At 41.5% G+C, this 24,513-nt stretch carries 21 protein-coding genes; 6 read left to right on the top strand and 15 right to left on the bottom strand.

The window, feature by feature from the left end; translation table 11 throughout:
• Positions 1-20 precede the first annotated feature (20 nt).
• The 15 genes from ACP7AK_RS06585 to ACP7AK_RS06515 form a co-directional block, all read right to left on the bottom strand.
• Positions 21-812: a helix-turn-helix domain-containing protein gene (locus tag ACP7AK_RS06585; protein WP_004647463.1), complete on the bottom strand. Its 792-nt coding sequence runs from the start codon at positions 810-812 to the stop codon at positions 21-23.
• Positions 803-1,603 (bottom strand): type IV pilus biogenesis/stability protein PilW, encoded by an 801-nt coding sequence (gene pilW / locus ACP7AK_RS06580; protein WP_071850435.1) that lies wholly within the window; start codon positions 1,601-1,603, stop codon positions 803-805. The genes ACP7AK_RS06585 and pilW overlap by 10 nt, the downstream gene beginning before the upstream one ends.
• 14 nt (positions 1,604-1,617) lie before the next feature.
• On the bottom strand, positions 1,618-2,853 hold the full coding sequence (gene rlmN, locus ACP7AK_RS06575; protein ID WP_004278358.1) for a 23S rRNA (adenine(2503)-C(2))-methyltransferase RlmN: 1,236 nt from the start codon (positions 2,851-2,853) through the stop codon (positions 1,618-1,620).
• A gap of 122 nt (positions 2,854-2,975) precedes the next feature.
• Positions 2,976-3,407 (bottom strand): nucleoside-diphosphate kinase, encoded by a 432-nt coding sequence (gene ndk, locus ACP7AK_RS06570; RefSeq protein WP_004647460.1) that lies wholly within the window; start codon positions 3,405-3,407, stop codon positions 2,976-2,978.
• 110 nt (positions 3,408-3,517) lie between these two features.
• Positions 3,518-3,718: a Fe-S cluster assembly protein IscX gene (gene iscX, locus ACP7AK_RS06565; protein ID WP_004278360.1), complete on the bottom strand. Its 201-nt coding sequence runs from the start codon at positions 3,716-3,718 to the stop codon at positions 3,518-3,520.
• A gap of 87 nt (positions 3,719-3,805) precedes the next feature.
• Entirely contained in the window at positions 3,806-4,357 is a 552-nt protein-coding gene (locus ACP7AK_RS06560; RefSeq protein WP_278357269.1) for a phosphatase PAP2 family protein, read from the bottom strand.
• 20 nt (positions 4,358-4,377) lie between these two features.
• Positions 4,378-5,658 (bottom strand): glycosyltransferase family 4 protein, encoded by a 1,281-nt coding sequence (locus tag ACP7AK_RS06555; RefSeq protein ID WP_425879176.1) that lies wholly within the window; start codon positions 5,656-5,658, stop codon positions 4,378-4,380.
• A 272-nt stretch (positions 5,659-5,930) separates the two neighbouring features.
• Positions 5,931-6,341, bottom strand: coding sequence for a hypothetical protein (locus ACP7AK_RS06550; RefSeq protein ID WP_086044098.1), 411 nt, complete (start codon positions 6,339-6,341; stop codon positions 5,931-5,933).
• 10 nt (positions 6,342-6,351) lie between these two features.
• Positions 6,352-8,682 (bottom strand): fimbria/pilus outer membrane usher protein, encoded by a 2,331-nt coding sequence (locus ACP7AK_RS06545; protein WP_425879173.1) that lies wholly within the window; start codon positions 8,680-8,682, stop codon positions 6,352-6,354.
• Positions 8,683-8,723: 41 nt separating this feature from the next.
• Positions 8,724-9,425 carry a fimbrial biogenesis chaperone gene (locus ACP7AK_RS06540; RefSeq protein WP_086044100.1) on the bottom strand — a complete coding sequence of 234 codons (702 nt, stop codon included), beginning with the start codon at positions 9,423-9,425 and terminating at the stop codon, positions 8,724-8,726.
• A gap of 110 nt (positions 9,426-9,535) precedes the next feature.
• Positions 9,536-10,057 carry a hypothetical protein gene (locus tag ACP7AK_RS06535; protein ID WP_425879171.1) on the bottom strand — a complete coding sequence of 174 codons (522 nt, stop codon included), beginning with the start codon at positions 10,055-10,057 and terminating at the stop codon, positions 9,536-9,538.
• Positions 10,058-10,933: 876 nt separating this feature from the next.
• Entirely contained in the window at positions 10,934-11,890 is a 957-nt protein-coding gene (locus ACP7AK_RS06530; protein WP_425879169.1) for a hypothetical protein, read from the bottom strand.
• Between the two features lie 294 nt (positions 11,891-12,184).
• Positions 12,185-13,201 carry a ketol-acid reductoisomerase gene (ilvC, locus tag ACP7AK_RS06525; protein WP_004278368.1) on the bottom strand — a complete coding sequence of 339 codons (1,017 nt, stop codon included), beginning with the start codon at positions 13,199-13,201 and terminating at the stop codon, positions 12,185-12,187.
• Between the two features lie 106 nt (positions 13,202-13,307).
• Complete coding sequence (gene ilvN / locus ACP7AK_RS06520; protein ID WP_004278369.1) at positions 13,308-13,799, bottom strand: acetolactate synthase small subunit; 492 nt, start codon at positions 13,797-13,799, stop codon at positions 13,308-13,310.
• Positions 13,796-15,523 carry an acetolactate synthase 3 large subunit gene (locus ACP7AK_RS06515; RefSeq protein ID WP_004278370.1) on the bottom strand — a complete coding sequence of 576 codons (1,728 nt, stop codon included), beginning with the start codon at positions 15,521-15,523 and terminating at the stop codon, positions 13,796-13,798. The genes ilvN and ACP7AK_RS06515 overlap by 4 nt, the downstream gene beginning before the upstream one ends.
• A 684-nt stretch (positions 15,524-16,207) precedes the next feature.
• Here ACP7AK_RS06515 and ACP7AK_RS06510 point away from each other — a divergent pair.
• From ACP7AK_RS06510 to ACP7AK_RS06485, 6 genes are all read left to right on the top strand, one after another.
• Complete coding sequence (locus tag ACP7AK_RS06510) at positions 16,208-16,561, top strand: DUF4124 domain-containing protein (RefSeq protein WP_005250747.1); 354 nt, start codon at positions 16,208-16,210, stop codon at positions 16,559-16,561.
• 123 nt (positions 16,562-16,684) lie between these two features.
• On the top strand, positions 16,685-19,306 hold the full coding sequence (leuS, locus tag ACP7AK_RS06505; protein WP_425879166.1) for a leucine--tRNA ligase: 2,622 nt from the start codon (positions 16,685-16,687) through the stop codon (positions 19,304-19,306).
• Positions 19,307-19,513: 207 nt separating this feature from the next.
• On the top strand, positions 19,514-20,047 hold the full coding sequence (locus ACP7AK_RS06500) for a hypothetical protein (protein ID WP_004733068.1): 534 nt from the start codon (positions 19,514-19,516) through the stop codon (positions 20,045-20,047).
• Positions 20,048-20,056: 9 nt separating this feature from the next.
• Entirely contained in the window at positions 20,057-21,043 is a 987-nt protein-coding gene (holA, locus tag ACP7AK_RS06495; RefSeq protein WP_085064524.1) for a DNA polymerase III subunit delta, read from the top strand.
• A 124-nt stretch (positions 21,044-21,167) separates the two neighbouring features.
• On the top strand, positions 21,168-22,529 hold the full coding sequence (locus ACP7AK_RS06490) for a MacA family efflux pump subunit (RefSeq protein WP_004733071.1): 1,362 nt from the start codon (positions 21,168-21,170) through the stop codon (positions 22,527-22,529).
• A gap of 2 nt (positions 22,530-22,531) precedes the next feature.
• Positions 22,532-24,508: a MacB family efflux pump subunit gene (locus ACP7AK_RS06485; protein ID WP_044109938.1), complete on the top strand. Its 1,977-nt coding sequence runs from the start codon at positions 22,532-22,534 to the stop codon at positions 24,506-24,508.
• Positions 24,509-24,513 lie beyond the last annotated feature (5 nt).

Here is a 24,513-nt window from a genome sequence, read left to right as displayed (position 1 = left end):
TCTGCTCTACTCTTGATCTGTTAAGGTGATAAACGGAATTCTGCTTTTCCGTTCACAGTGTAGGGTGACAATGAAATATTTTCATTATTTAAACTGAGTGATACAGCCGATGCATCATCCAGACGAATCTGGAATGGCGCTTCACCATTCAGTTGCAAGCTCGATGCCTGACGGCCAGTTGCCAGAACATTACCCGCCGAGTCGACAATATGCACCGAAGTCGGACGGTTAAAATCAAGCTTCAGCTGATCACCGGAAAGTGCGGCACCTGTATCCAGATTCAGAATCTCGACATTAGAAGCGCCTACTCCAGAGACTTCACTGCTATTTTGTGAATTACTGCTCGACCAGTTCTGAATCATGGCAAACAGTGCGCCCAAAATCAGCAGCAGTACCAGCGTAATAAAAATGCGCTTTAACCATTTACGATTGCGGTCACGTTTGGAACCTGGCAATTTCCCCATAATTTTAATAGGAGAATTGTTCAAGGCATGATTCGGCAGCAACCCGGTATCATTGGTATAAATTTCATCAAATCGCTGAATAATACTAGACGCATCTACACCCAGAAATTTGGCATAAGTCCGGTAATAACCTTTGATAAAAGTTGCTTCAGGCAAAGACTTATATTCGTCCTGTTCCAGTGCAGTCAGGGTTTTGACCGGGATATTCAGCTCTTTCGCTACATCTTCCAGATTGCGCTGCTGATTGATACGAATCTGGCGCAAGTACTCGCCCGGACGTTGAATATTTCCTAACGCATTTGGAGCTACGCTCGAATGATTCGATGGTGAATTAGGATTTACTTCCATACGGCCTCAGTACTGTACTGTAATTGCAAATAACGTTGGTATTCCTGGCTTTCAGGAAAAAGTGCACGTAACTGGTTGACCAATACCTGCATACCCAACTGATCACCTCCGGCACGCGCAGTGCGAATGCCAATCCAGAGTGCACGGGCACCCTGATTTTTCTGTCCCACACCACGTACAAACTGTTGATACATTTGTGTCGCAGCCGGGAACTGCTGGTTCAAATAAAATATTTCTGCCAACTCTAACATTGAAATATAAGAATCGCGATTGGCTTGTAGCGCCTGTTTGAATGATTTTTCAGCATTCGCTGTATCACCCAGTTTCAGGTAAATCCGTCCCATATTTTCCAATGCACGGAAACGTTGATCATAACCTAAAGTGGCACCAGCAATTTGAAACTGCTCGATTGCATCATTATAGCGTTCAAGCTGATATAAATAAGTGCCGTAATTATTTCGCGCCTGCGCATTTTTCGGATCTGCCGAAATCGCACGCTTGAAATAATGATCTGCTTTTTCGAGATTAAGCTTACTACCTTCCTGTTGCAGTAGCACGCCCATCATCATATTCGCTTGAGAATCACGCGGACTGCTTTCAAGTGCCTGATCCAGCGCACGTTTGGCTGCATCCAGGTCACCTGTTCTCAGATATTCTACCGCCAATTGGGTACGGACTTTGGTGGCCTTTTCAGGGTCTTTCTGACCCAGATCTGGCGTCTGACACGCGACTAAAACCAAAGACACACATACTGTTGAAATCAAAGCAAACTTTGATGTTAGATTTCTCAACTGGCGACCTCTTATTATCCTTGTGAGCGCATGATCTCATTCGATTGCGCAATTTTCTTTTTCCACTGTTCCGCACGACGGGTACGGTCAGCAACTTGTCCGACTAACTGTCCGCACGCGGCATCAATGTCATCACCGCGTGTCTGACGAATCGTACACACAAAACCGGCATCAGACAAAGTTTTTTGGAAAGAAATAATCCGGTTGCGGCTTGAGCGGCCATATGGCGCATGCGGGAACGGATTAAAAGGAATCAAATTAATCTTGCTTGGCAAATTCTTCAACAGCTTAATCATTTGCTGAGCATGTTCAGGATGGTCATTCACGCCATCTAACATCACATATTCAATCGTCACATGTTTACGTGAACTTTCGTTACCATCTTTAGCAATATAGCGCTGACATGCAGCAATCAGCTGCTCAAGCGGATATTTTTTATTGATCGGCACCAGCTCGTTACGCAGTTCATCATTTGGCGCATGCAATGAAATAGCCAGCGCCACGTCAATATCTTTGACCATCTGATCGATTTTCGGTACCACACCAGAAGTCGATAAAGTCACACGACGTTTTGACATACCATAAGCAAAGTCATCAAGCATAATACGCATTGAATTTAATACTGCATCGTAGTTGAGTAATGGCTCGCCCATGCCCATCATCACCACGTTCGTGACTGAACGTTCACGCTCAAGTACAGGCACATCTTCCATATAGGAATAGTTCGCCATCCAGAGCTGACCGATAATTTCGGCTTGAGTCAAATCACGCTGGAAACCCTGTTTACCGGTTGAGCAGAATGAACAGTCCAGTGCACAGCCCACTTGTGAAGAAATACACAAAGTGCGACGTAAACCACTGCGATGTTCAGCAGGAATCAATACGGTTTCGACGAGGGAACCTTCACCGTCGCCAACACGGAATACCCATTTACGGGTACCATCTTTAGAATAGTTTTTATGCACCACTTCAGGCGCTTTAATTTCACAAATCTTTTCCAGTTTTTCACGCAGTTTGCCGGAAATATTGGTCATTTCAGCAAAATCAGTCACAAAGAACTGATGAATCCATTTCATCACCTGCCCGGCACGAAACTTCTTCTCACCCATGTCCTCAAAGAATTTTTCCATTTGCGGACGTGACATGCCAAGTAAATTCACTTTCTCGACAGTATTTGCCTGTGCTGGAGCGGATGGAGTGTGTTGCTGTGGCTCAGAAACTGCTGATACAGCGACTGCTTCAGTACTCATGTGTATTACCTAAACCATGTCTAAAGATGAAAGGAGAAGCTCAATATGTGAGCAAAGAATTATTCAGAGAATAAAAAAACCAGATAAGTATAATAACACTTATCTGGCTTGAATACTGCGAATTAACGAGTACGTGGAGCAATCTCAGTTTGAGCGAAGAAGTAGTTAACTTCACGATCAGCAGATGCTACAGAGTCAGAACCGTGAGCAGCGTTTTCATCGATGCTTACAGCGAAATCTGCACGGATAGTACCAGGAGCAGCTTCTTTAGGATTCGTCGCACCAAGGATGTCACGGTGAGCAAGAACAGCGTTTTCGCCTTCAAGAACTGAAACAACAACTGGACCAGAAGTCATGAATGCAACTAGGTCAGCAAAGAAACCACGTTCTTTGTGTTCAGCATAGAAGCCTTCAGCTTCAGCTTGAGTCAAATGTTTCATTTTAGTTGCAACAATTTGAAGACCAGCTTTCTCGAAACGAGCAAAGATGTCGCCGATGTGGTTTTTAGCAACTGCGTCTGGTTTAACGATAGATAAAGTACGTTCGATAGCCATGATAGGCTCCTTAAGTCAATTGTTGACATGAAAATTTGGCGCATTATACCGAGATAATGCGCATTTTTCTGCTTTTCATCTGTAAAAAAATGCTTTTTTAAGATGAGGGCTTAGCGTGCCTCATCAATCCATGCCATTTGAATGGCTTCAAGCAGACCTTCAGTCGACTTGGTTGGATCATCTTCAAATTCAGGCAAAGCACATACCCAGGCATGTAAATCAGTAAAACGAATCCACTGCGGGTCCACATCTGGATGCGCTTCGTAGAGTTCAATCGCGATATCGAGAGTGTCAGTCCAACGTAAACCCATCTCTATTTCTCACCATAATTGCTTTGATGCTGTACTTTAACAAATCTGTGAAAATCTGCGAGCCTTTGCCCCGGCTTTCACTTATTTTTACAGCATAATATTCAGATAAGGCGCAGTCAGGACAATGGCAATTGCCATCATGCCACCCAGAATTGCGCCAACCGCCACATCACTTGGATAATGTAATCCCAACACCATTCGGGACACTGCGACCAGAATCGTAAAAGGCAACATCAGCATGAGTAATAAAGGTGCGACATAACCTAAAACGGTGGTTGCCATGACGGCATGCAAGGTATGTCCCGAAGGAAAACTGAAATGATCCAGTGGATGCTCACCCAAACGGATTACCTGATGCACCTGATAAGGACGTGGCCGTACGGTTTTGATTTTAAGCACCTTGTAAATAATGGTACCAATAGTGCTTCCCAAAATCAGATAAACAATCTGCACGGTATAGATCAAGCCTTGCATGATCCAAACCAATATCAGCATGAAATACCAAAATGCACCATTTCCTAAGCGGCTAATCATTTTAAAAAAAGTGGCAATACGGACTGAATGCGAAAAATGATTCAGATAAACACAGCCTTTCAAATCGATTTCTAAAAATTTAATCTTTACATTCTGGAGTTTCACACTGGTGCTCCTTTCTTGTTTTATATCCTGTATTCCTGTTGCTGTACCAGTGAATACAGTGCCTGTTCAAATTGCCGGACTGGATATTGCCAGCCTACTTTTTCGGCTTTTTTACGTGCTTGCGCGCCCATCTGCTGTAATCTTTGCAGATCAGGCAGTCCGAGCATATGCTGGATCAAACCCTGTTGATGTCCAAGTCTGCTCAACCATCCCGTTTCACCATGCTGCACATGCAAGTTTGCACAAGCATAATCATAAGCAATCACTGGCAAGCCACTGGCCATCGCTTCCAATACCACATTTCCAAAGGTTTCAACCTGACTGGCAAAACAAAACACATCAGCACTGGCATACGCCGCTGACAGTTTTTCTCCTGTCAAGCTACCGGTAAAAACAATACTACCATCCTGATTCAGTTGTTGAAGTCGAGTGCGATCCGGCCCATCTCCAACCACTACCAAACGTATATCTTGCTGACGAACTTGGCGCAGCACAAAATAGGTCTTGATCAGCACGTCAATTTCCTTTTCAGGAGAAAGCCGTCCGACATACAACATCACCCGGGTCTCGTTTGAAACTCCCCAAGCATAGCGCAAATCTGGTGATCGCCACTTTGGTGAAAATGTATCTGGATCGACGCCTCTGCCCACAACTGCCAAGGGACAAGTTACACCAAACTGATTTAAGGCTTGAGCCGTGCTTCGACTCGGGACACAGGTCAAATCAGTATTATTATGAAACCACTTTAAATAGCCTTGAATTGGCTTCAGTAAAAAAGCCAAATCAAAAAACCGACTAAATTCCTGAAATGATGAATGGAAACCGCTAGAGACTGGAATTTTATGGAATTTTGCAAGCTGCTGAGCTACCAGACCCAAAGGACCTTCGGTCACGATATGGATAATATCGGGTGTAAAAGTTTCAATAGCTTCATGAATTTTTAGAAATTGCGGTCTACCAAACTGCAAATTGCTATATTTAGGAATGCAATGCGCTTTAACCAGACATTCACTATGCGGTTTAAAATCATTACAGGCTTGTCGTTGTTCTGGACGTATTAATAAAATCTTATGCCCCTGTTTTTGTAATCCTTTACAAAGTTGCAATAAAGCATGGGCAACACCATTGATTTCAGGAGGCCAGGTTTCGGTAACGATAGCAATTTTTAAACGGGACCGTGTCAGATCTTCTAGGACTATTTTGTCATGAATGGCCTGTTTACGTTGTTCTTTTAAATCAAACTGGATTTTGTGAATAACAGGTCGTTGCTCTAATAATTCTGAGATGGAAATTTGTTGCATCTCGCACCTATTCGTTTATATTTTTCACCCAGTATAGAAAGATCTCATGACTATTTGATGAATAAAAATAACTAAAAAAATCCAAAAAATAAATCCTGTAAACCATTGTTTATATTGAGAAATAATTGAATAACAATTATTTCTTAGACTAAAAAGGTATTCACTTTATGTAGATCTTCATTTAATCCCCTCGAAGTTTCTGCATGTTTACTCTACTGCACTGATCTCAGGTTGATTTAAAGTCTTTCAGGTCATTTCCTCATCTCTATGATTTAAAAATTAATATCGACAGAAATCCGATCACGATAAGTTCCAGCTGGAACCCCATTGAAAGGATTCTCTTCGAGTTGAACCGAAACGACATATTTCTGTCTCTGTGAAGCTCCCTGATTTACTCTGACTCCCCATAGCCCACTATTTGCACCACTCAAATTTAATTTGGTACGCAATTTATTAGGACCGTTGGACACATAACTTATCCCGTTGGAACTCACCAGGTTCTGACTATTAAATAAAATTGAATAGCCAGTATCACATGAAATATTAAATGAAGTGGCAGCCTGACTACGCTGATAGCTGGCTAGACGTAATTCTGGAGTGGTAAAACCATCAATCGAGCAATATTGGGCCATGGCTATTTCACTCATACTGAGTGCGGTAATAAATAAAAAGAGCTTTTTCATTTTTCTACTCCTACTTACATAGAGTTTCCAGAATTTGCTTGTCTGAATTCTGGAATTGGTTTTCATTCAGAATGAATTGAGCCTGGCACTGCTGTCCTCTCTTAGTCTTCACTTTGAGGGTGTAAGTACCTGCTTTAAATAGATATAGGTAAACAATACCTTGACTATCAACAAAAGAAGTTTCTGTACTGAGACCATCTACAAGAACCTCAGAGCCTATAACTAAATTATTTTGTTGTGCATCTTTAATTCTTAGCGCAATACGTTTGGTTTTATAGATAGGAAAATTCAGCTTATATCCACGTTGATCCAGACCAATCATTTTTTTAGAAGAGTGTTCAAAAGTTTCTTCCATCGCTAACTGGTTATGGTCAAAAGAAATATCGTAATGGATATAAGGGATGATGTTATGTATAAACATATAGCCTTGATTATTGGTGCTTCCAGCTAGACTCGCTGAGCGATAGATATCAAGATTTGGATGTTGGTCCACCTCAACCAAAGCAAAAGCATTATCAGCATATTTAGTGAATGCCATTTTACCCCCCAACCAGACCAAGGCACCCTCAAACATAGCCTGTGAATTACGACGATCCTCATACTCATCATGAGAAAGTTGTAAATTACCAATACTGGTTTTCCATAAACCATAAGCATTGTAATTCACTTCTTCTTCAGTGCGATTAACCCCCAAAACATAATCAAAACCATTCTGAGTCATCGTTCTGTGACTAAAACTTAAACTCGTTTCATTATCTTCAGTATCGTGATTTAAATAAATTTGACCCTTTTCTTCCCAGTCATAAGATAAGGTGATATTGAAACCATGATCCCCATCATTCCCAAAATCTTTATAAAAGCCAAAATTTGTATATAATTTTTTTGTTAAGCTTTTTGAAGCTCGAATATCAAAAATTTTCTGAGCATCATTACTAAAACCATTTTGCTCATAATAAGATTGATAAATATAACTAAGATTTAATCCATCAATGAATCCCAAATTGGAAAAATTAAAATATAGAATATTTGAGGCTTCAATATTAGAGTCATATATATCACCACTTAAATATTGATATTCCTGAGTAAAATATCGACTATTTATACCAAAGGACCAGTTTCTAAAATCCCGACTCAGGGCTATCGAAGCCGCATATCCTTGTTCATCATTCGCTTTTGTCTGGCTAACTGAAAATGCACTATCCATAAGCAAGTATTTACTTATTCCTTGGGTCCATAAAAAATCAAAATTGCTGACATCTTTACTATATAAAAAATCTCCTCCCAAGGTCATTGAAGAAGTTATACCCCGCCGATAAAACAATTTTGTAAAAAACTCCCGATAATCATCATCGACATAATCATAGTTATATCTAAGTTTACCTAATGAAATATTATATTCGTTCAATTTTGGCTTTAATAATCGACTATTAATATAAACCGGAAAACTCTGGACTGTCCTATTCCCTAAAATATCTTCTACAACAATTTGTGCATCACCCGCCTGATTTAGCATTGCTCCAGCAGGAAGATTATAATTACCAGGGGTCACAGAATCCCGATATAAACGCACCCCATTAATATATAGATCAATTGTTGAGGGTACGCTTGCACTTCCATTTAAAGTAGGCGCATTCCAGTAAACAAAGTCTGGACGATTGGTATAGTTGGTACCAAAGCTTAGCCCCCCAAACCGAAAAGAATTATTTAAACTGCTATAAGGGCTCGTCGTATCTCCCAAGGTAAGTCTTGAAAAGATTTTTGGAAATTCAACATCGAGCGTCGTATTGACACGTAAAAATCCTTCTTCAATATCTTCAGGTTCATTACGATATAAAAAAGCATTTTTTAATAACCAATAATCTTTAAATATCCCAATTTCTGAAAATGTATTAAACTCTTGTTCTGCATCATCTTTATTATAAAATAAACTATAATTAACAAACCCTCCAAAATTCGCTTTCTCGGGATTTTCTACCTCTAATTCATAATGAGTATCTTCAAAATAATTGACTGGAAAGTTAATTTTAATGGCTTGTAAACTATAGTCATCTTCAACTGTTACACCTGGTTGATTCAATAAACAGAACTCCTTCTTGACCAAGTGACGGGGGATCCTTTCAATGTGAATTCCTATTCTGGATAAAGCCTCACACTCAATATACCTCTGCCCTCCATCAGAAAAATGAATTGCTTCAGTTTTATAATCTAAGCCATTTACCCATATATTTACGATGAACATTTCTAGATTGTCTTTCTGCACCGTCTGTTGAACATTTTCAGCATTTACATTTGTTAGCCCCATCCCACACGCGATCATTAGAAGAATTTTAGTGACCTTCATAGCATCATCCTTTTACTATTTATTCTTTTTATAAGCATCTTCTAGGCTTTTACAGGAAATTCCAAATATCCCTCATGGTCTTCCACTTTTATCTTTAATTTCAAATCTCCATTTTCTTTTAATTCTCCAAGTTCAAATTTAATTTTATTTCCACTCAAAATATATTGAACAAAATCTTTTTTCATGAGTTGATTATTTTTACTATCCAATACTATAACTTCAGTAATTTTTGCATGAGATTTAGATAAATTATTTACATTTAAATAAGCCAGTTCATTAATTTTTTGCAGATCTATATTTAATTGTGGTGTAACCTGTTTTCCAGCAAAAAAAGGCAGTGAGAAATTAAATAAAAAATTAATCGAAGAATTATCATCAACTGGTGTTACTTCTTTGAAAATGATCCTCCATGATTGCTGTTGTTCTAAATTTAATGGGGGTTGGCTAAACCCGATACGGACAACTTGTTTACTTTCAGGTTTTAGCTCAAATGTTTTTGGATTAAACAATAAAGTATTATCCTCCAATAGAACATCTTCACCTTTTTCATTTTGCTGCCATTTAAATGCACTAATTTCATATATTTTTGAAGTACTTAATCCTGTACTTTCAATATTAACAGTTGTACTTTTCTGTCTTTTAAAATCTTGAATATAGAGTTGGATAGGACTGAATTTTATTCCCGCTGATAAAGAAAAACTAAACAAAAACAATATAGAAAATCCTATAATTTTTTTAATCATATTTCACTCCTAAACCTAAATATAATTATTATTAATCATAAAAATATTAAAATAGGAGATGTAGTACATCTCCTACTTATTCAAAATGTTATATAAAAAATTTCTTATTATTAGAATCGAACTTCTACGTTATATACACCACGATAAGTACCGGCATCAGCTGCTTCAACCTCACTACCAGCTACTGTAGCTGCTACATCCCAACGATGAGCTTGCCCTTTGGTACTTGACTGAGTGCCATAATAAGCTTTTCCACCACGTGTAGTAGTCACAACTACAGGTACAGAGTTCTCACCATTGCGCAAAGTATTTAGTGGATTAATATTTAATCGATAAGGGGCATTTGTGCTGACATTAAAGAAGCCCGCATCGCTCCAATTACCTCCCGTGGTTTGTGCAAGTGTTAATCGAGGCGTCTCAACATCTAAATCACAATGTCTTGGAACTTCTAAAACAATATCAATTTTTCCGTCACATTTGTCTCCACATCCATGTTTGCCTGGTTTATGAGGTTTATTTGGACCCTGTTGTGGAGGACCACCTCGGTTTGTTTCTGCTGCGTATAGAGCTGTTGAACTAAAACCAAAACCCAGTACGAGTGCTGCCAATGTGGCTTGAGTCATTTTTTTCATGTTTTTCTCCATTTCTTTTTTTAAAAGAATATATTTTTCTTTTATTTTTAACGCTTATATCCCAACTCTTAGAATTCAGAGCTATTTTTCTAAGCGCAGACTCATATTAGTGCGATTATTTTCATTAGCGTACAAAGCTTTAATATTCACAATATAGCCGCCTATATTTTTATAAAATTATCTATCTATATATTTATTTGTTTTATAAGCACTTAGACTTATATATAAATTATTACAAATACGATCCATTTAAAATTATAAGCATTCCATACTTTCACCACACTTCATTTAATAGATAAAAATACCCACAAGACATTGATATAATTATTTTTTCAAATTACTCCATTTAAACTGGAAATAAATCTTACAAATGCTTACAATTTCCAGATACTACCCTTTAAAAAAATTATTTTTTTTATTTTTTATAGTTATTTTTACAGCATCATAAAAGTTTAATATTTTTCAGCTAAACAAACAATTACAATCAAACAACACAAAGCATATATTGAACCTAGAGTATAAAAATGTAACAAAGTAAATAATTAATTTTATAATATTATTAAATTTTAATTACTATTAATTTAATTTATCAATAATTTTAATATTTAATTTCAAAATTTATATTCTAATAAATATTTTTTTGATTGACCTCAAGGTAAAAATAAGTTTAGTGATGTTTATTTCAATATTTTTTAATTGATTTTTTTTAGAGATCGTACAATTACGGTTCAATAACTGATTTATACAAATCAAATAATAAAAAATTGAGTGTGGACATGATCAATAAGAATGAGTTTTTACGCTCTGTCTTATTTTTGGGAGATGAAAAATAAGGCAGGATTTTAGCATATGAATATATCTACGCTTCTTAAACCATCACTCTGCAACTTGCCTTATATGGGAAATATATAAAGGCTTATTCTTCTCACAATACACTTCAATTCCAAACTTTGTGATTAATGCCACCAAAGATGCTACAACCATTGTAGCCCCAAATCCTAAAGTTGTTAGCGAACTAATTACAGTAGTTAAAATATATTTTTTAGTTAGGAAAACTTGCAAACCATTCGTATACCATGCTTTATAAATTTCAGTTTCTGGATTGCACATTGAGTTATACAACACTCTTTTTACTGCATCATAAACAGTTACTCCAACCTCCTTATCTTTAATTTTTTGGTTAGGGCTTGGTAACATTACTCTTTGTGTGAATGGTAATTGTTTTAAAGAATAATCATGCACTACATAAATCAAATCTTTTGTTGACTGAGGTGAAAGCCTGCCTATCTCTGCATAAATTTCATCATCTGATAAAGTTTGAATCATACGTATAGCTTCTCTTTCTACTTCGTCTTGATCAATTGTAAAATCATGAAAACCTGTGAGAGTCGCAATTGCCACTTCTTGATTAAATCGATCAATGATTTCACTATGAAAAATTTTTCGAGTTCGTTCTGTCTTGATAACCATATGATTTTCCAGAACCTCTTTAATATATTTTTTAGCCTTATCAACTTCCTTTAGACGTAAATGGTAGATTGCCAACAATGATATTGTTTCAATATAAATTCTTGTTTTAGGTTTTAATACCTGAATATTGGACTCTAAAATTTTTAAAATTGAGTCAAACTGCCCTAATTCAATTGCTAACTCACATAATTTATTTTTTGATTGAACTAATCTAACAAAATGCTGTGTGGGTCTTAATAATGACTGGAGATCTACCACTATCTCTTTAGCAAATTTTAAATTTTTCTCTAAAATCGCTCTCTCTAATCGAGGTTCTAAGATTCTCAATTTTCTTTTTTGTTCGTCAGATAATACTTTTTTCATTATTTCCCCCTATACCCCCCCGCGTTGGCAAGGTTTTTATAGCATGAAAATCAACCAACTAGAGAATTTATTTGTTTGAATCTAAGGTATGAAAAAATGGAAAAGTACTGTTTTCCCATTTTTAAGGCACGTAAACATAGAAATAAAAAACCCACTCAAATAGAGTGGGTTTTCGCATTCAAATCAAATAATTCGAGAAATTAGTTTTTCTCTTTATCAACGATTTTGTTTGCTTGGATCCAAGGTACGAAAAAAGAGGCAAGCGCTGCTTTCCTCTTTTTAAGGCACGAAACCTTAGTTCTTTTCTTTATCTACAATTTTGTTCGCTTGAATCCAAGGCATCATCGCACGTAACTTGTTACCAGTAACTTCGATACCGTGCGCCGCATTTTGACGACGACGGGCAGTCATAGATGGGTAGTTCAACGCACCTTCTTGAATGAACATCTTCGCGTATTCACCAGATTGAATACGTTTAAGTGCATTACGCATTGCTTCACGAGACTGTTCGTTGATTACTTCAGTACCCGTTACATATTCGCCGTATTCAGCGTTGTTCGATACTGAGTAGTTCATGTCCGCGATACCGCCTTCGAACATTAAGTCAACGATCAATTTAAGTTCGTGTAGACATTCGAAGTATGCCATTTCAGGCGCATAACCAGCTTCAACAAGAGTTTCGAAGCCCATTTTAACCAATTCAACTGCACCACCACAAAGAACTGCTTGCTCACCGAATAGGTCAGTTTCAGTTTCTTCACGGAATGAAGTTTCGATAATACCTGTACGGCCGCCACCTACGCCTGAAGCGTAAGAAAGAGCAACGTTACGCGCATTACCAGAAGCATCTTGGTGAATCGCGATAAGGTCAGGAACACCTGAACCACGTTGGTATTCAGAACGTACGGTGTGACCAGGAGCTTTAGGTGCAACCATGATTACGTCTAAGTCAGCACGTGGAACAACTTGGTTATAAAGAATCGAGAAACCATGAGCAAATGCTAAAGTAGCGCCTTGCTTGATGTTTGGCTCAATTACGTCACGGTAAAGTTGAGATTGGAACTCATCTGGCGTCAAAATCATCACTACGTCAGCTTGTGCTACAGCAGCAGGAACTTCAGCAACTTTAAGACCTGAATTTTCAGCTTTCTTCCAAGAAGCAGAGTTCGCACGTAAACCTACAGTTACGTCAACACCAGAATCTTTCAGGTTAAGCGCATGCGCGTGGCCTTGTGAACCGTAACCAATGATCGCTACTTTCTTAGATTGGATGATAGATAAGTCACAGTCTTTATCGTAAAAAATTTGCATTGCTGTCTCCGCTTAAATGCTTGTTTGTCCGTTAAATCAGGCAATGACCCTTAAATTTACATTGCCTGACCCCCTCTTCTTATTCAGATGAGGAAATACTTAAAATTTAGATGGTGAGTACTTTTTCGCCGCGTGCGATACCTGATACACCTGAACGAACCACTTCTAAAATCGTGTGTTCTGCAAGTGCATCAATAAACGCATCCACTTTTTCAGTAGTCCCTGCGATTTGAATGGTATAGGTCGTTGGTGTTACATCGACAATCTGACCACGGAAAATATCTGCCGTACGTTTGATTTCGTCACGCGATGAACCCAATGCTTTGACTTTAATCAGCATCAATTCACGCTCAATATGTGCACCTTCAGACAGGTCCACCACTTTAACCACCTCAACCAGCTTGTTAAGCTGTTTGGTGATCTGCTCAATCTTGTGATCATCGCCATAGGTGGTCAATGTCAAACGTGAAAGCGTTGGATCTTCAGTCGGAGCAACATTCAATGTTTCGATATTGTAGCCACGCTGTGAAAACAAACCCACTAAACGGGAAAGCGCGCCTGATTCGTTTTCTACGAGTACAGAGATAATATGTCTCATTTCGTGCGCTCCCCTTTCGCCAACCACATATCCTGCATCGACTGACCCGCAATCAACATCGGATAAACGTGCTCGGTACGATCTACCATAACGTTAATAAATACGCACTTGTCGTTAATCGCCATCGCTTCTGCAAGCTTCGACTCTAGCTCATCGGCATGATTAATCTGAATACCGACATGACCATAGGCTTCCATCAGTTTGGCAAAATCAGGCAATGAATCTACATAAGAACTTGAATGACGTCCTTCATAGTTCATATCTTGCCACTGCTTCACCATCCCTAAAGACTGGTTATTCAGGCACAGGATTTTTACATTCAGGCCATATTGCTTACAGGTCGACAGTTCCTGGATACACATCTGAATCGATGCTTCACCGGTGATACACACCACTTGCTGTTCCGGGTATGCAAGCTTCGCAGCCATTGCATACGGCAAGCCTACACCCATGGTGCCTAGACCACCTGAGTTGATCCATTGACGTGGACGTTTGTATTTGTAATACATCGCACCAAACATCTGATGCTGACCGACATCAGAAGTAATGATCGCTTCGCCATTGGTCACTTTATCCAATGCCTGAACCACTTGTTGTGGCTTCATCACGCCATCAACACCCGCTTCAAAACGACCGCCATGAACCTTGCGCCATTCATTGATCTGTTTCCACCATGCCGCAATCGCTTCAGGATTTGGCTTAGAAACATTAAGCTGTTTCAACTGGTTCAACATCTCATTCAGTACAGGCTCTACAGCACCGACAATTGGAATGTGCGCCATAATGGTTTTTGAGATTGTCGCTGGGTCGATATCTATATGAATGACTTTAGCATTTGGACAGAATTTTGCAGGATTGTTGGTCACACGGTCATCGAAACGCGCACCCACACACAGAATTACATCTGCATTGTGCATGGTCATGTTAGCTTCATAAGTACCGTGCATACCCAACATACCGATGAACTGTTCATCATCACCCGGGAATGCGCCAAGACCCATCAAGGTATTGGTCACTGGATAACCCAATAGATGCGCAAGCTCTGTCAATTGTGCTGAAGCATTGCCTTGAACCACACCACCGCCTGAGTAAATAACTGGGCGTTTAGCATGGATCAGTTCTTCAATCGCTTTACGAATTTGACCTGAGTGACCACGGAACGGTGGCTGATACGAACGCATCTTCACTTTTTCTGGGTATTCGTAAGCAAATTTCTCTGCAGGATTGGTCGCATCCTTTGGAATATCAATCACTACAGGACCTGGACGACCTGAAGACGCAATATAGAAGGCTTTCTTGATAATCGCAGGAATTTCGCTGGCATGACGCACCTGGAAGCTATGTTTCACGATAGGACGTGAAATACCGACCATATCGGTTTCCTGAAATGCATCTTCACCAATCAGATGACTCGCAACCTGACCTGACAAAATCACCATCGGGATTGAGTCCATATAGGCCGTTGCAATTGGGGTCACCGTGTTGGTTGCGCCCGGACCTGAAGTCACCAGCACAACACCGGTCTTGCCTGTCACGCGTGAGTAAGCATCGGCCATGTGACCAGCAGCCTGTTCGTGACGTACGAGATAATGATTGATTCTGTCTTGTTGAAATAGCGCATCATAAATATGAAGAACTGCGCCGCCTGGGTATCCAAAAACATGTTCAACGCCTTCGTCCGCTAATGCGCGAACAAGCATTTCACCACCAGATAGAAGTTCCAACGTGATTCACCCTAATATTATTCACTGCACAAATGGAAGGCATTTGCAGTGTTTCATTTGTTAACTGTCTGCACTGTTATAGCACACAAATTTCATAGTTTTCATAGCAATAGGAAAAAAATCTGATCTCTTCGCTGTTCGAGCAATACGAGACCTAAAACATGTTGGGATAAACATATTTTGCTTAGCTTTGTTCAATTTCTCGGCTAGAGAAATCGCCCACTGCATGAAATGACTCTTAGTCGAAGGGTGATCGATCTAAGGCATATAAAACTATTGCAGCATTCTTGTGTTTTCAGGCTTTAAAGTCAAGTTTAAAAAACAGGCAATCTGTACTTATAGCATTCAAATTTGCTGTTTTTAACAGCAATTACTGCTTGCAGCCATTCCCCACCTTCCTACAACCTCAATTAATTTAATATAATTCATATACTTAATAGTTTATTTTTATAAATTTTTAATATGTCTTATATAAAAAAAATGAATGAATTTTTATTAAATCAAAGTAAACTGCTTATTAATAAATTTTGAATATGAAAATTTGTTAATGATTATTTAAATTCAAGCTTGTACTGGTTTTTTTAATTAATAGTGAATAAAACAGATAAAAATCCATCATTTTTACTAAAAAATTATTACAATAATTGCAGTATATTACGCCTAGAAAGACGAGGCCCAAGAACAATGAAAATATCTTTTTTAACCGCCTTCAGTTTGAGTTGCGCAGTTGTTTTGAGCATCTGTAGCACCAGCGCTTCCGCGATCCAGTATCATAAATGGGTCGATGCGAAAGGTGTCACGCATTATACCAAGACGCCACCACCGAAATCTGCGAAAAAAGCCACCACAGTGGATACCTATGGCTGGAAAAATTCAGCACCAGCATCATCTAGAACGACTGAAACTGAAGTTCAAACCGAGAACACACCTCAAGAACAACAGCAACAAGCCCCTCAAGTTCCTGCGAATCAGGACCAGCAACAACGTGAAGCCAACGAAGCCTTGCAGCAATCTAAAAATCGTGCAGTTGCTTTATAAGACACCTCTATATAGAACAGCGTGTTTTTTCTTCGGGAAATGCCGGCGCAAAATTCACTTTTAGGTACATTTTGCGCTATGCTGTGCAACAGACTTTTTTCACCGTAATTCACTGATACGTTTATGACTACTCACATTGATTCCGAATATCAAGCCAGTGCGATTGAGCCTCAAGTCCAACAGGATTGGGAATCTCGCAAAGCCTTTAAAGTTGCCGACACTGTAGAAGGTCCACGTCGTTATATTCTCTCGATGTTCCCTTACCCAAGTGGCAAGCTACATATGGGTCATGTGCGTAACTATACGATTGGTGACGTGATCAGCCGTTTCCATCGCTTAAAAGGTGAAACTGTCCTGCAACCGATGGGTTGGGATGCTTTTGGTCTGCCTGCTGAAAATGCAGCGATTGCGCATCAAGTTGCTCCTGCAAAATGGACCTTTGAAAACATTGATTACATGCGTAATCAGTTGAAAAAGTTAGGTCTTGCAGTGGATTGGGATCGCGAATTCGCAACCTGCACACCAGAATACTACCGCTGGGAACAATGGTTATTCGTTCAGCTTTATAAAAAAGGTTTGATCTACCGTAAACTTTCTACAGTGAACTGGGATCCGGTCGATCAGACTGTTCTTGCCAACGAACAGGTTGAAAATGGTCGCGGCTGGCGTTCAGGTGCATTGGTAGAAAAACGTGATATTCCAATGTACTACTTCCGCATCACTGATTATGCGCAAGAGTTACTGGACGATTTAGACACGCTTAAAGACGGTTGGCCACAACAAGTATTGACCATGCAACGTAACTGGATTGGCCGCTCACAAGGGATGGAAATCACCTTCCCTTCAGCGAATCCAGAAGTTTATGCAGATGGTTTAACAGTCTTCACCACACGTGCCGACACGCTGATGGGCGTAACGTATGTTGCAGTTGCAGCAGAACACCCGATGGCGCTGAAAGCGGCTGAAACAAACCCAGAATTGGGTGCATTCATTGAAGAATGCCGTATGGGTTCTGTGGCAGAAGCGGATCTTGCGACTGCCGAGAAGAAAGGCATGGCAACCGGTCTTTCTGTAAAACACCCTGTCACAGGTGAAGAAGTTCCTGTTTGGATCGCGAACTATGTATTGATGTCTTACGGTTCAGGTGCGGTGATGGCAGTGCCTTCACATGATGAACGTGACTTCGAATTTGCCAATAAATATAGTTTGACCATCAAGCAAGTGATTGATGCCAAAGGCGCAGATGATGCTGAGTTCTCTGAGACAGAGTGGCAAGAATGGTATGGTTCTAAAGAAGGTAAACTGGTTAATTCAGGCGAATTTGACGGTCTAGATTTCCAGGGTGCATACGATGCATTCCTTGCCAAATTAGAACCAACAGGCCTGGCAAGTTCTAAGGTTCAATTCCGTTTACGTGACTGGGGTGTTTCCCGTCAGCGTTATTGGGGTTGTCCAATTCCAATGATTAACTGTCCATCATGTGGTCAAGTGCCAGTACCTGAAGAGCAGCTTCCTGTGGTTCTTCCGACTGACGTTGTTCCAGATGGTTCAGGTAACCCGTTGAACAAAATGCCTGAATTCTACGAAACGTCATGCCCAAGCTGTGGTGGCGATGCTCGTCGTGAAACAGATACGCTAGATACCTTCGTGGAATCATCTTGGTACTATGCACGTTATGCATCTCCAGACTTTACTGATGGCATGGTAAAACCTGAAGCGGGTCAAACTTGGTTACCTGTCAACCAATACATCGGTGGTGTTGAACACGCGATTCTGCATTTGCTTTATGCACGCTTCTTCCACAAATTGATGCGTGATGAAGGCGTGGTACAAGGCAATGAACCATTCACTAACTTGTTAACGCAAGGGATGGTGCTTGCAGATACCTTCTATCGTGAGGCTGAATCTGGCAAGAAAACCTGGTTTAACCCGGCAGATATCGAACTTGAAAAAGACGAAAAAGGCCGTGTGCTTTCTGCAAAATATAAAGAAGATGGCCAGGAAGTTGTGGTTGGTGGTCAGGAAAAAATGTCGAAATCGAAAAATAACGGTATCGACCCACAATCGATTATTGACCAGTACGGCGCAGATACGGCACGTGTATTCATGATGTTTGCTGCACCACCTGATCAATCTCTTGAATGGTCTGATGCTGGTGTTGAAGGTGCAAACCGCTTCTTGAAACGTGTATGGCGTTTGGCGACTGGCTTCCTTGAGCAAGGCAATGCAGCAACTGAATTCGATAAAGCTGCGCTGTCTACTGCTGCGCAAGACTTGCGTCGTAAAACACACGAAACCATCCAAAAAGTGGGTGATGACATCGAGCGTCGTCATGCATTTAACACTGCCATTGCTGCATTGATGGAACTTCTAAACGCGAACAACAAATTTGAAGCCCAAGATGACAATGACGTGGCGGTTGCACGTGAATCGATTACCACGCTGTTAACTTTACTTGCACCATTTGCACCGCATTTAAGCCAGACTTTATTGGCCGAATTTGGCATTGAATTGAATTCAACTTTATTCCCTACGGTAGATGAATCTGCGCTGACACGTAATACACAAACGATTGTGGTTCAAGTCAACGGTAAACTCCGTGGTAAGTTAGAAGTATCAGTCGATGCTTCTAAAGATGATATTTTGGCTCAAGCCAAAGCATTGCCTGAAGTTCAACAATTCTTGACTGGCCCAACCAAGAAAGAAATTGTGGTACCGAATAAATTAGTGAATTTGGTGGTTTAAGTCCTTACATTCCCTCTCCTTTCAGGAGAGGGTTAGGGAGAGGTAAATATATAAACCCTCATCCTAACCTTCTCCCAAAGGGAGAAGGAACTTTATGAAGGATTTCAAAATTCCCAAACAAAGCCCGTTGCCAGCCAACGGGCTTTGACTTTACAATCCAGTTCAGGATTTCAAATATTCCCTTTCGGGAAGCATAGAGGGCAACACATGCATTTGGGCAAACGTTTAGCAGCAATTGTTTTAACTTGTGGTCTGAGTGCAGGCTTAGTCGGCTGTGGTTTTCATCTGAAAGGAACCAATCCGAGCTCCGCACCTGTTGCTTACTCTGTCATGAGCCTGTCTTTACCGCCCAATACTGAAGAACTGCAAGAAAAACTGGCAGTTTACCTCGGTGCTGCAGGCGTACAGCTGAGTAATGCACCCAATGCTTATGTGTTACGTGTCCTGGATTACACCCCTCGCCGTCTGGAACTGAACGGTAAACTAGTTGAAACCTTGTTACGTTTAAACGTGACTTTCCGGATTGAAGATGCACAAGGCAATCCGATCACTGAACCACGCACTGTCGTGGCAACACGTACGTATCAATATGATATTGAAACGGTCAACACCGATGACCAGGAACAAAAATATCTGAATCAGGTCATTATTGATGATGTGGCGCAGCAGATCGCGCGTCAGATTTCATCGAACCGCTTACCCTTAGCCAAACAAAATACCTCAGCGCAACCTGCTCAATAAGACCTCTTTATGAAACTTGATTATCTGCAAGCCCTGAAACGTGTCGATGAAGCTCGCGGTGCTTGGGTCTTGCATGGTCAAGAGCCTTTGCTGGAACAGAATTTAATTGATGCCTTTCGGGCCAGCTGGCAAAAGCAGGACATTGAACGTCAACGCTATGACATTAGTTCGGTCGCCGACTGGAAAACCGTCTTTAATGCCTTGAACAGCTTGTCGCTGTTTTCAACCCAGTTGGCGATTGAAGTACATGGCAATATCAAACCGGATGCCAGCGCAATCAAGTTACTGAAAAACTATTTGCAGCATAATGAACAAAACCTGCTGTTGGTGGTGATGCCCAAACAGGATAGTAATAGCCTGAAATCCAGTTTCTTTCAGCTGATTGATGCCAATGGTGTGAATGTTTCGCTGGTGGCCAATTATCCAAAAGACCGGCAGCAGATTCTGGGTATTGAAGCTGAAAAACTCGGCATTCGTTTAGCCAATGATGCCTGGCAATGGCTGGAACAACATCATGAGCACAACCTGCTTGCAGCAAAGAACAGCCTGATGCGGGTTAGCGATACCTTTGCTGAAGTCGATATCATTCAGGTTGATCATTTATATGCATGTTTACAAGATCAGTCACGTTATAGCACCTATGATTTGAGCGATGCCCTGCTACAAGGTAATCTTTCCCAGTCGATCAAAATTTTTCAGTATCTAGTCGTTTCAGGTGAACCGATGAGCCTGATTTTATGGAGTCTCAGCAAGGAAATGCGTCTGTTGATGCAGCTGTTTGAACAACCGCAAAATGCCTTGCAAATCGGGATCTGGAAAACCAAAGTCGGGTTATATCAACAAGCCTTGCGCCGTCTCAGCCCACAGACTTTTCTGGCCTGGCCGCGGTTATTATTAAGAATTGATGCCTCAATTAAAGGACTCGGACATGAAAATCCGGAGCATTTGGTACTACAGGCGATTTCCAGTATCTGTGGCAAGCCCCTATTTCACTAAGTCTTTGTCAAAATTCGAAAAATAAAATAATAATCATTCCTATTAGTTTAAAAAAATACACGATTTATCCTAATTTCGCTTTTATAATCGTTCACAATTCTCTGATTTTGAACCGATATTGATCATGCCAAAAATAAAACCGACGAAATTGATTATGGCCGCCGTGATTGCCATTGCGCTCATCGCTGCGGGGTGGTACTTCCTCAAACCCAAAGAACAGCCTCCGCAATATATTACGGCTGAAGTCACCCAAGGCGATATCGAAAGCTCTGTACTGGCGACTGGTATTCTGGAAGCGACCAAGATGGTCAGCGTGGGGGCGCAGGTTTCGGGTCAGGTCAGAAAAATGTATGTAGAACTGGGCGATCAGGTCAAGCAAGGTCAGCTGATTGCGCGGATTGACTCCGTTCGTCAGGAAAATGATTTAAAAACCGCTGAAGCCAGCATTAAAAATCAGATGGCACAACTTGCAGTAAGACAGGCGAATTTGGCCAAAGTTGAAGCTGAATACAACCGTCAGAAAGCCATGTATGCACAGGATGCCACTTCTCGCTCAGAGCTGGAATCGGCATTTGCGAACTATAAAACGGCGCAAGCGGATATCACCGCTATCAATGCACAGATTGAACAGTCGCGTTTGACGCTGGCGACTGCCAAAGAAGATCTTGGCTATACCCAGATTGTAGCCCCGATGGATGGCACGATTGTGGCGATTGTGACTGAAGAAGGTCAAACCGTGAATGCCAACCAGAGTGCGCCGACCATTGTTAAACTGGCCAAACTCGACACCATGACCATTAAAGCTGAAATTTCTGAAGCGGATGTCATGAAAGTTGAAGAAGGTCAGACGGTTTATTTCACTACGTTAGGCAATAATGAGAAAAAGATTTACGCCAAACTACGTCAGGTTGAGCCTGCACCCAATTCAATTAATACCGATAGCAATACCTCAAGCTCATCGTCAAGTTCTGCGGTGTATTACAACGCATTGTTCGATGTACCGAATGAAGATGGAAAATTACGTATTGATATGACTGCACAAGTTTATATCGTACTGGATGAAGCCAAAAATGTGCTGACCATTCCTGCTGCGGCCATTCAAGGTTCAAACCGTCCGCCACGTGCCAATCGTGGTGAAGCGCGTGGTGAGGGTTCTCGCGGTGAAGGCAGTCCGGCATCACGTCCTGAAGCTGAATCGGCTCAAGGCAATCGCCCTGCCGGTGAACGTCCAGCGCGTCTAAACCTGTCTGAAGCAGAACTTGCATTGATTGAGCAAGGTAAAGCACAACGTGGCATGGTTCGTGTCTTGCAAGCCGATGGTACTGCAAAACCAACCCCTGTATTAATCGGTTTGAATAACCGCGCGACTGCGCAAGTGCTGAAAGGTTTAAAACGTGGTGATCAGGTGGTGATTGCCGATGGTTCTGACACCTCCAATGATGCAGCAAAACGCGGTGGCAATAGCCGTGGCCCAATGAGAATGTAAGCATGAATTCACAACAACAGCCTCTCCTCGAGGTGAAAAATCTGGTTCGTGAATTCCCTGCGGGTGAAAGCACGGTCCAGATTTTAAAAGGGGTGAATCTAGAGATTTATCCGGGTGAACTGGTGGCGATTGTCGGTCAGTCCGGTTCCGGTAAATCGACCCTGATGAACATTCTGGGTTGTCTGGACAAACCGACCACGGGTAGCTACAAGGTCAAAGGCCGTGAAACCCGGGAACTGGAAGCGGATGAACTGGCGCAATTACGCCGTGAATATTTCGGCTTTATTTTTCAGCGTTATCATCTGCTGGGCGATTTAAATGCAGCAGGCAATGTCGAAGTCCCTGCGATTTATGCCGGTGCGGATTCATCTGAACGGCATGCGCGAGCCGTCAAGATTCTGACTGATCTCGGTCTGGGTGAAAAAACCCAGAACCGTCCGAGCCAGCTCTCTGGTGGTCAGCAGCAACGGGTTTCGATTGCCCGTGCGCTAATGAATGGCGGTGACGTGATTCTGGCCGATGAACCGACAGGTGCATTGGACAAGAACAGCGGTATTGAAGTGATGCGTATTTTGCGTGAACTGAATGCCAAAGGTCATACCATCATTCTGGTCACGCATGATCATAATGTAGCGAAAAATGCGACCCGGATTATCGAGATTTCAGACGGTAATATCATTTCCGACCAGCCCAATGTTCCTGAAGTCGAAGAGCATCTGGAAAAACAGCCGCTGATCCGCAGTGAACAAAAGAAGATTTCTTCATGGCGTTCTGCAGTTGACCGTCTGGGTGAAGCCTTCCGGATGGCCTTGCTGGCCATGAATGCACATCGCATGCGGACTTTCCTCACCATGCTCGGAATCATTATCGGTATTGCTTCGGTGGTCTCGGTGGTGGCACTCGGTAATGGCTCACAAAAGCAGATTCTGGAAAATATCAGCAGTCTGGGGACCAATACCATTACCGTATTTCAGGGTCGAGGCTTTGGGGATAATTCCAGATCTTCACAGTCCAAAACCCTGATTCCGGCCGATGCCGATGCGCTAGCTGAACAACCGTATGTCGATGGCGTCAGCCCATCGGTGAATAGCAGTGTCACCGGCCGTTATAAAGAAATCGAAGCTTCAACTACGGTCAACGGCGTCAGTGAAGATTTCTTCTACGTGCGTGGCATGACTTTCCAGTCCGGTCAGCCTTTTGACCGCAGTAGCGTCATGCAACAGGCGCAAGATGTCGTCATTGACACCAATACCAAAAACACCTTCTTTAAGGATGGCACCAATCCGGTGGGTCAGGTGATTTTACTCGGGAGCGTACCGAGCCGGATTATCGGGGTGATTGACGCGCAAAAAGGCATGATGGGCAATAATGACAGCCTGAATGTCTATCTGCCGTATTCCACCGTCATGAGCCGTATGCTGGGGCAATCCAATGTGCGTAGCATCATTGTGCGGATTAAGGATGAATACCCAAGTGCGGCGGCTGAAAATGCGATTTTGAATTTGCTGGTACAGCGACATGGCGCGCAGGATGTGTTTACCCAGAATGCCGACAGTATTCGTGAAACCATTCAGCAAACCACGGCGACCATGACTCTGCTGATTTCAGCAATTGCGGTAATTTCACTGGTGGTCGGCGGGATTGGCGTAATGAATATCATGCTGGTATCGGTAACCGAACGTACTCAGGAAATTGGTGTGCGTATGGCAGTGGGTGCCCGTCAAAGTGATATTTTGCAGCAATTCCTGATTGAAGCCGTTCTGGTCTGTATCTTGGGTGGTATTTTGGGTGTGCTGCTTTCTCTCGGGATTGGCCAATTAATTACCCATTTTGCCGGCGGTACTTTCCAGATGGCGTATTCAACCACTTCGATTGTAGCGGCCTTTGTCTGCTCAAGCCTGATCGGGATTGTGTTTGGCTTTATCCCGGCACGTAACGCTGCTCGTCTGAATCCAGTCGATGCGCTCTCTCGCGAATAAGGAAT

Origin of the sequence: Acinetobacter sp. TWP2-2-3 (assembly GCF_049896445.1) — a bacterium.
In the GTDB taxonomy this organism is placed as follows: domain Bacteria; phylum Pseudomonadota; class Gammaproteobacteria; order Pseudomonadales; family Moraxellaceae; genus Acinetobacter.
The sequence above is the reverse complement of the archived record's forward strand: the minus strand, read 5'-3'. Positions and strand labels throughout refer to the sequence as shown.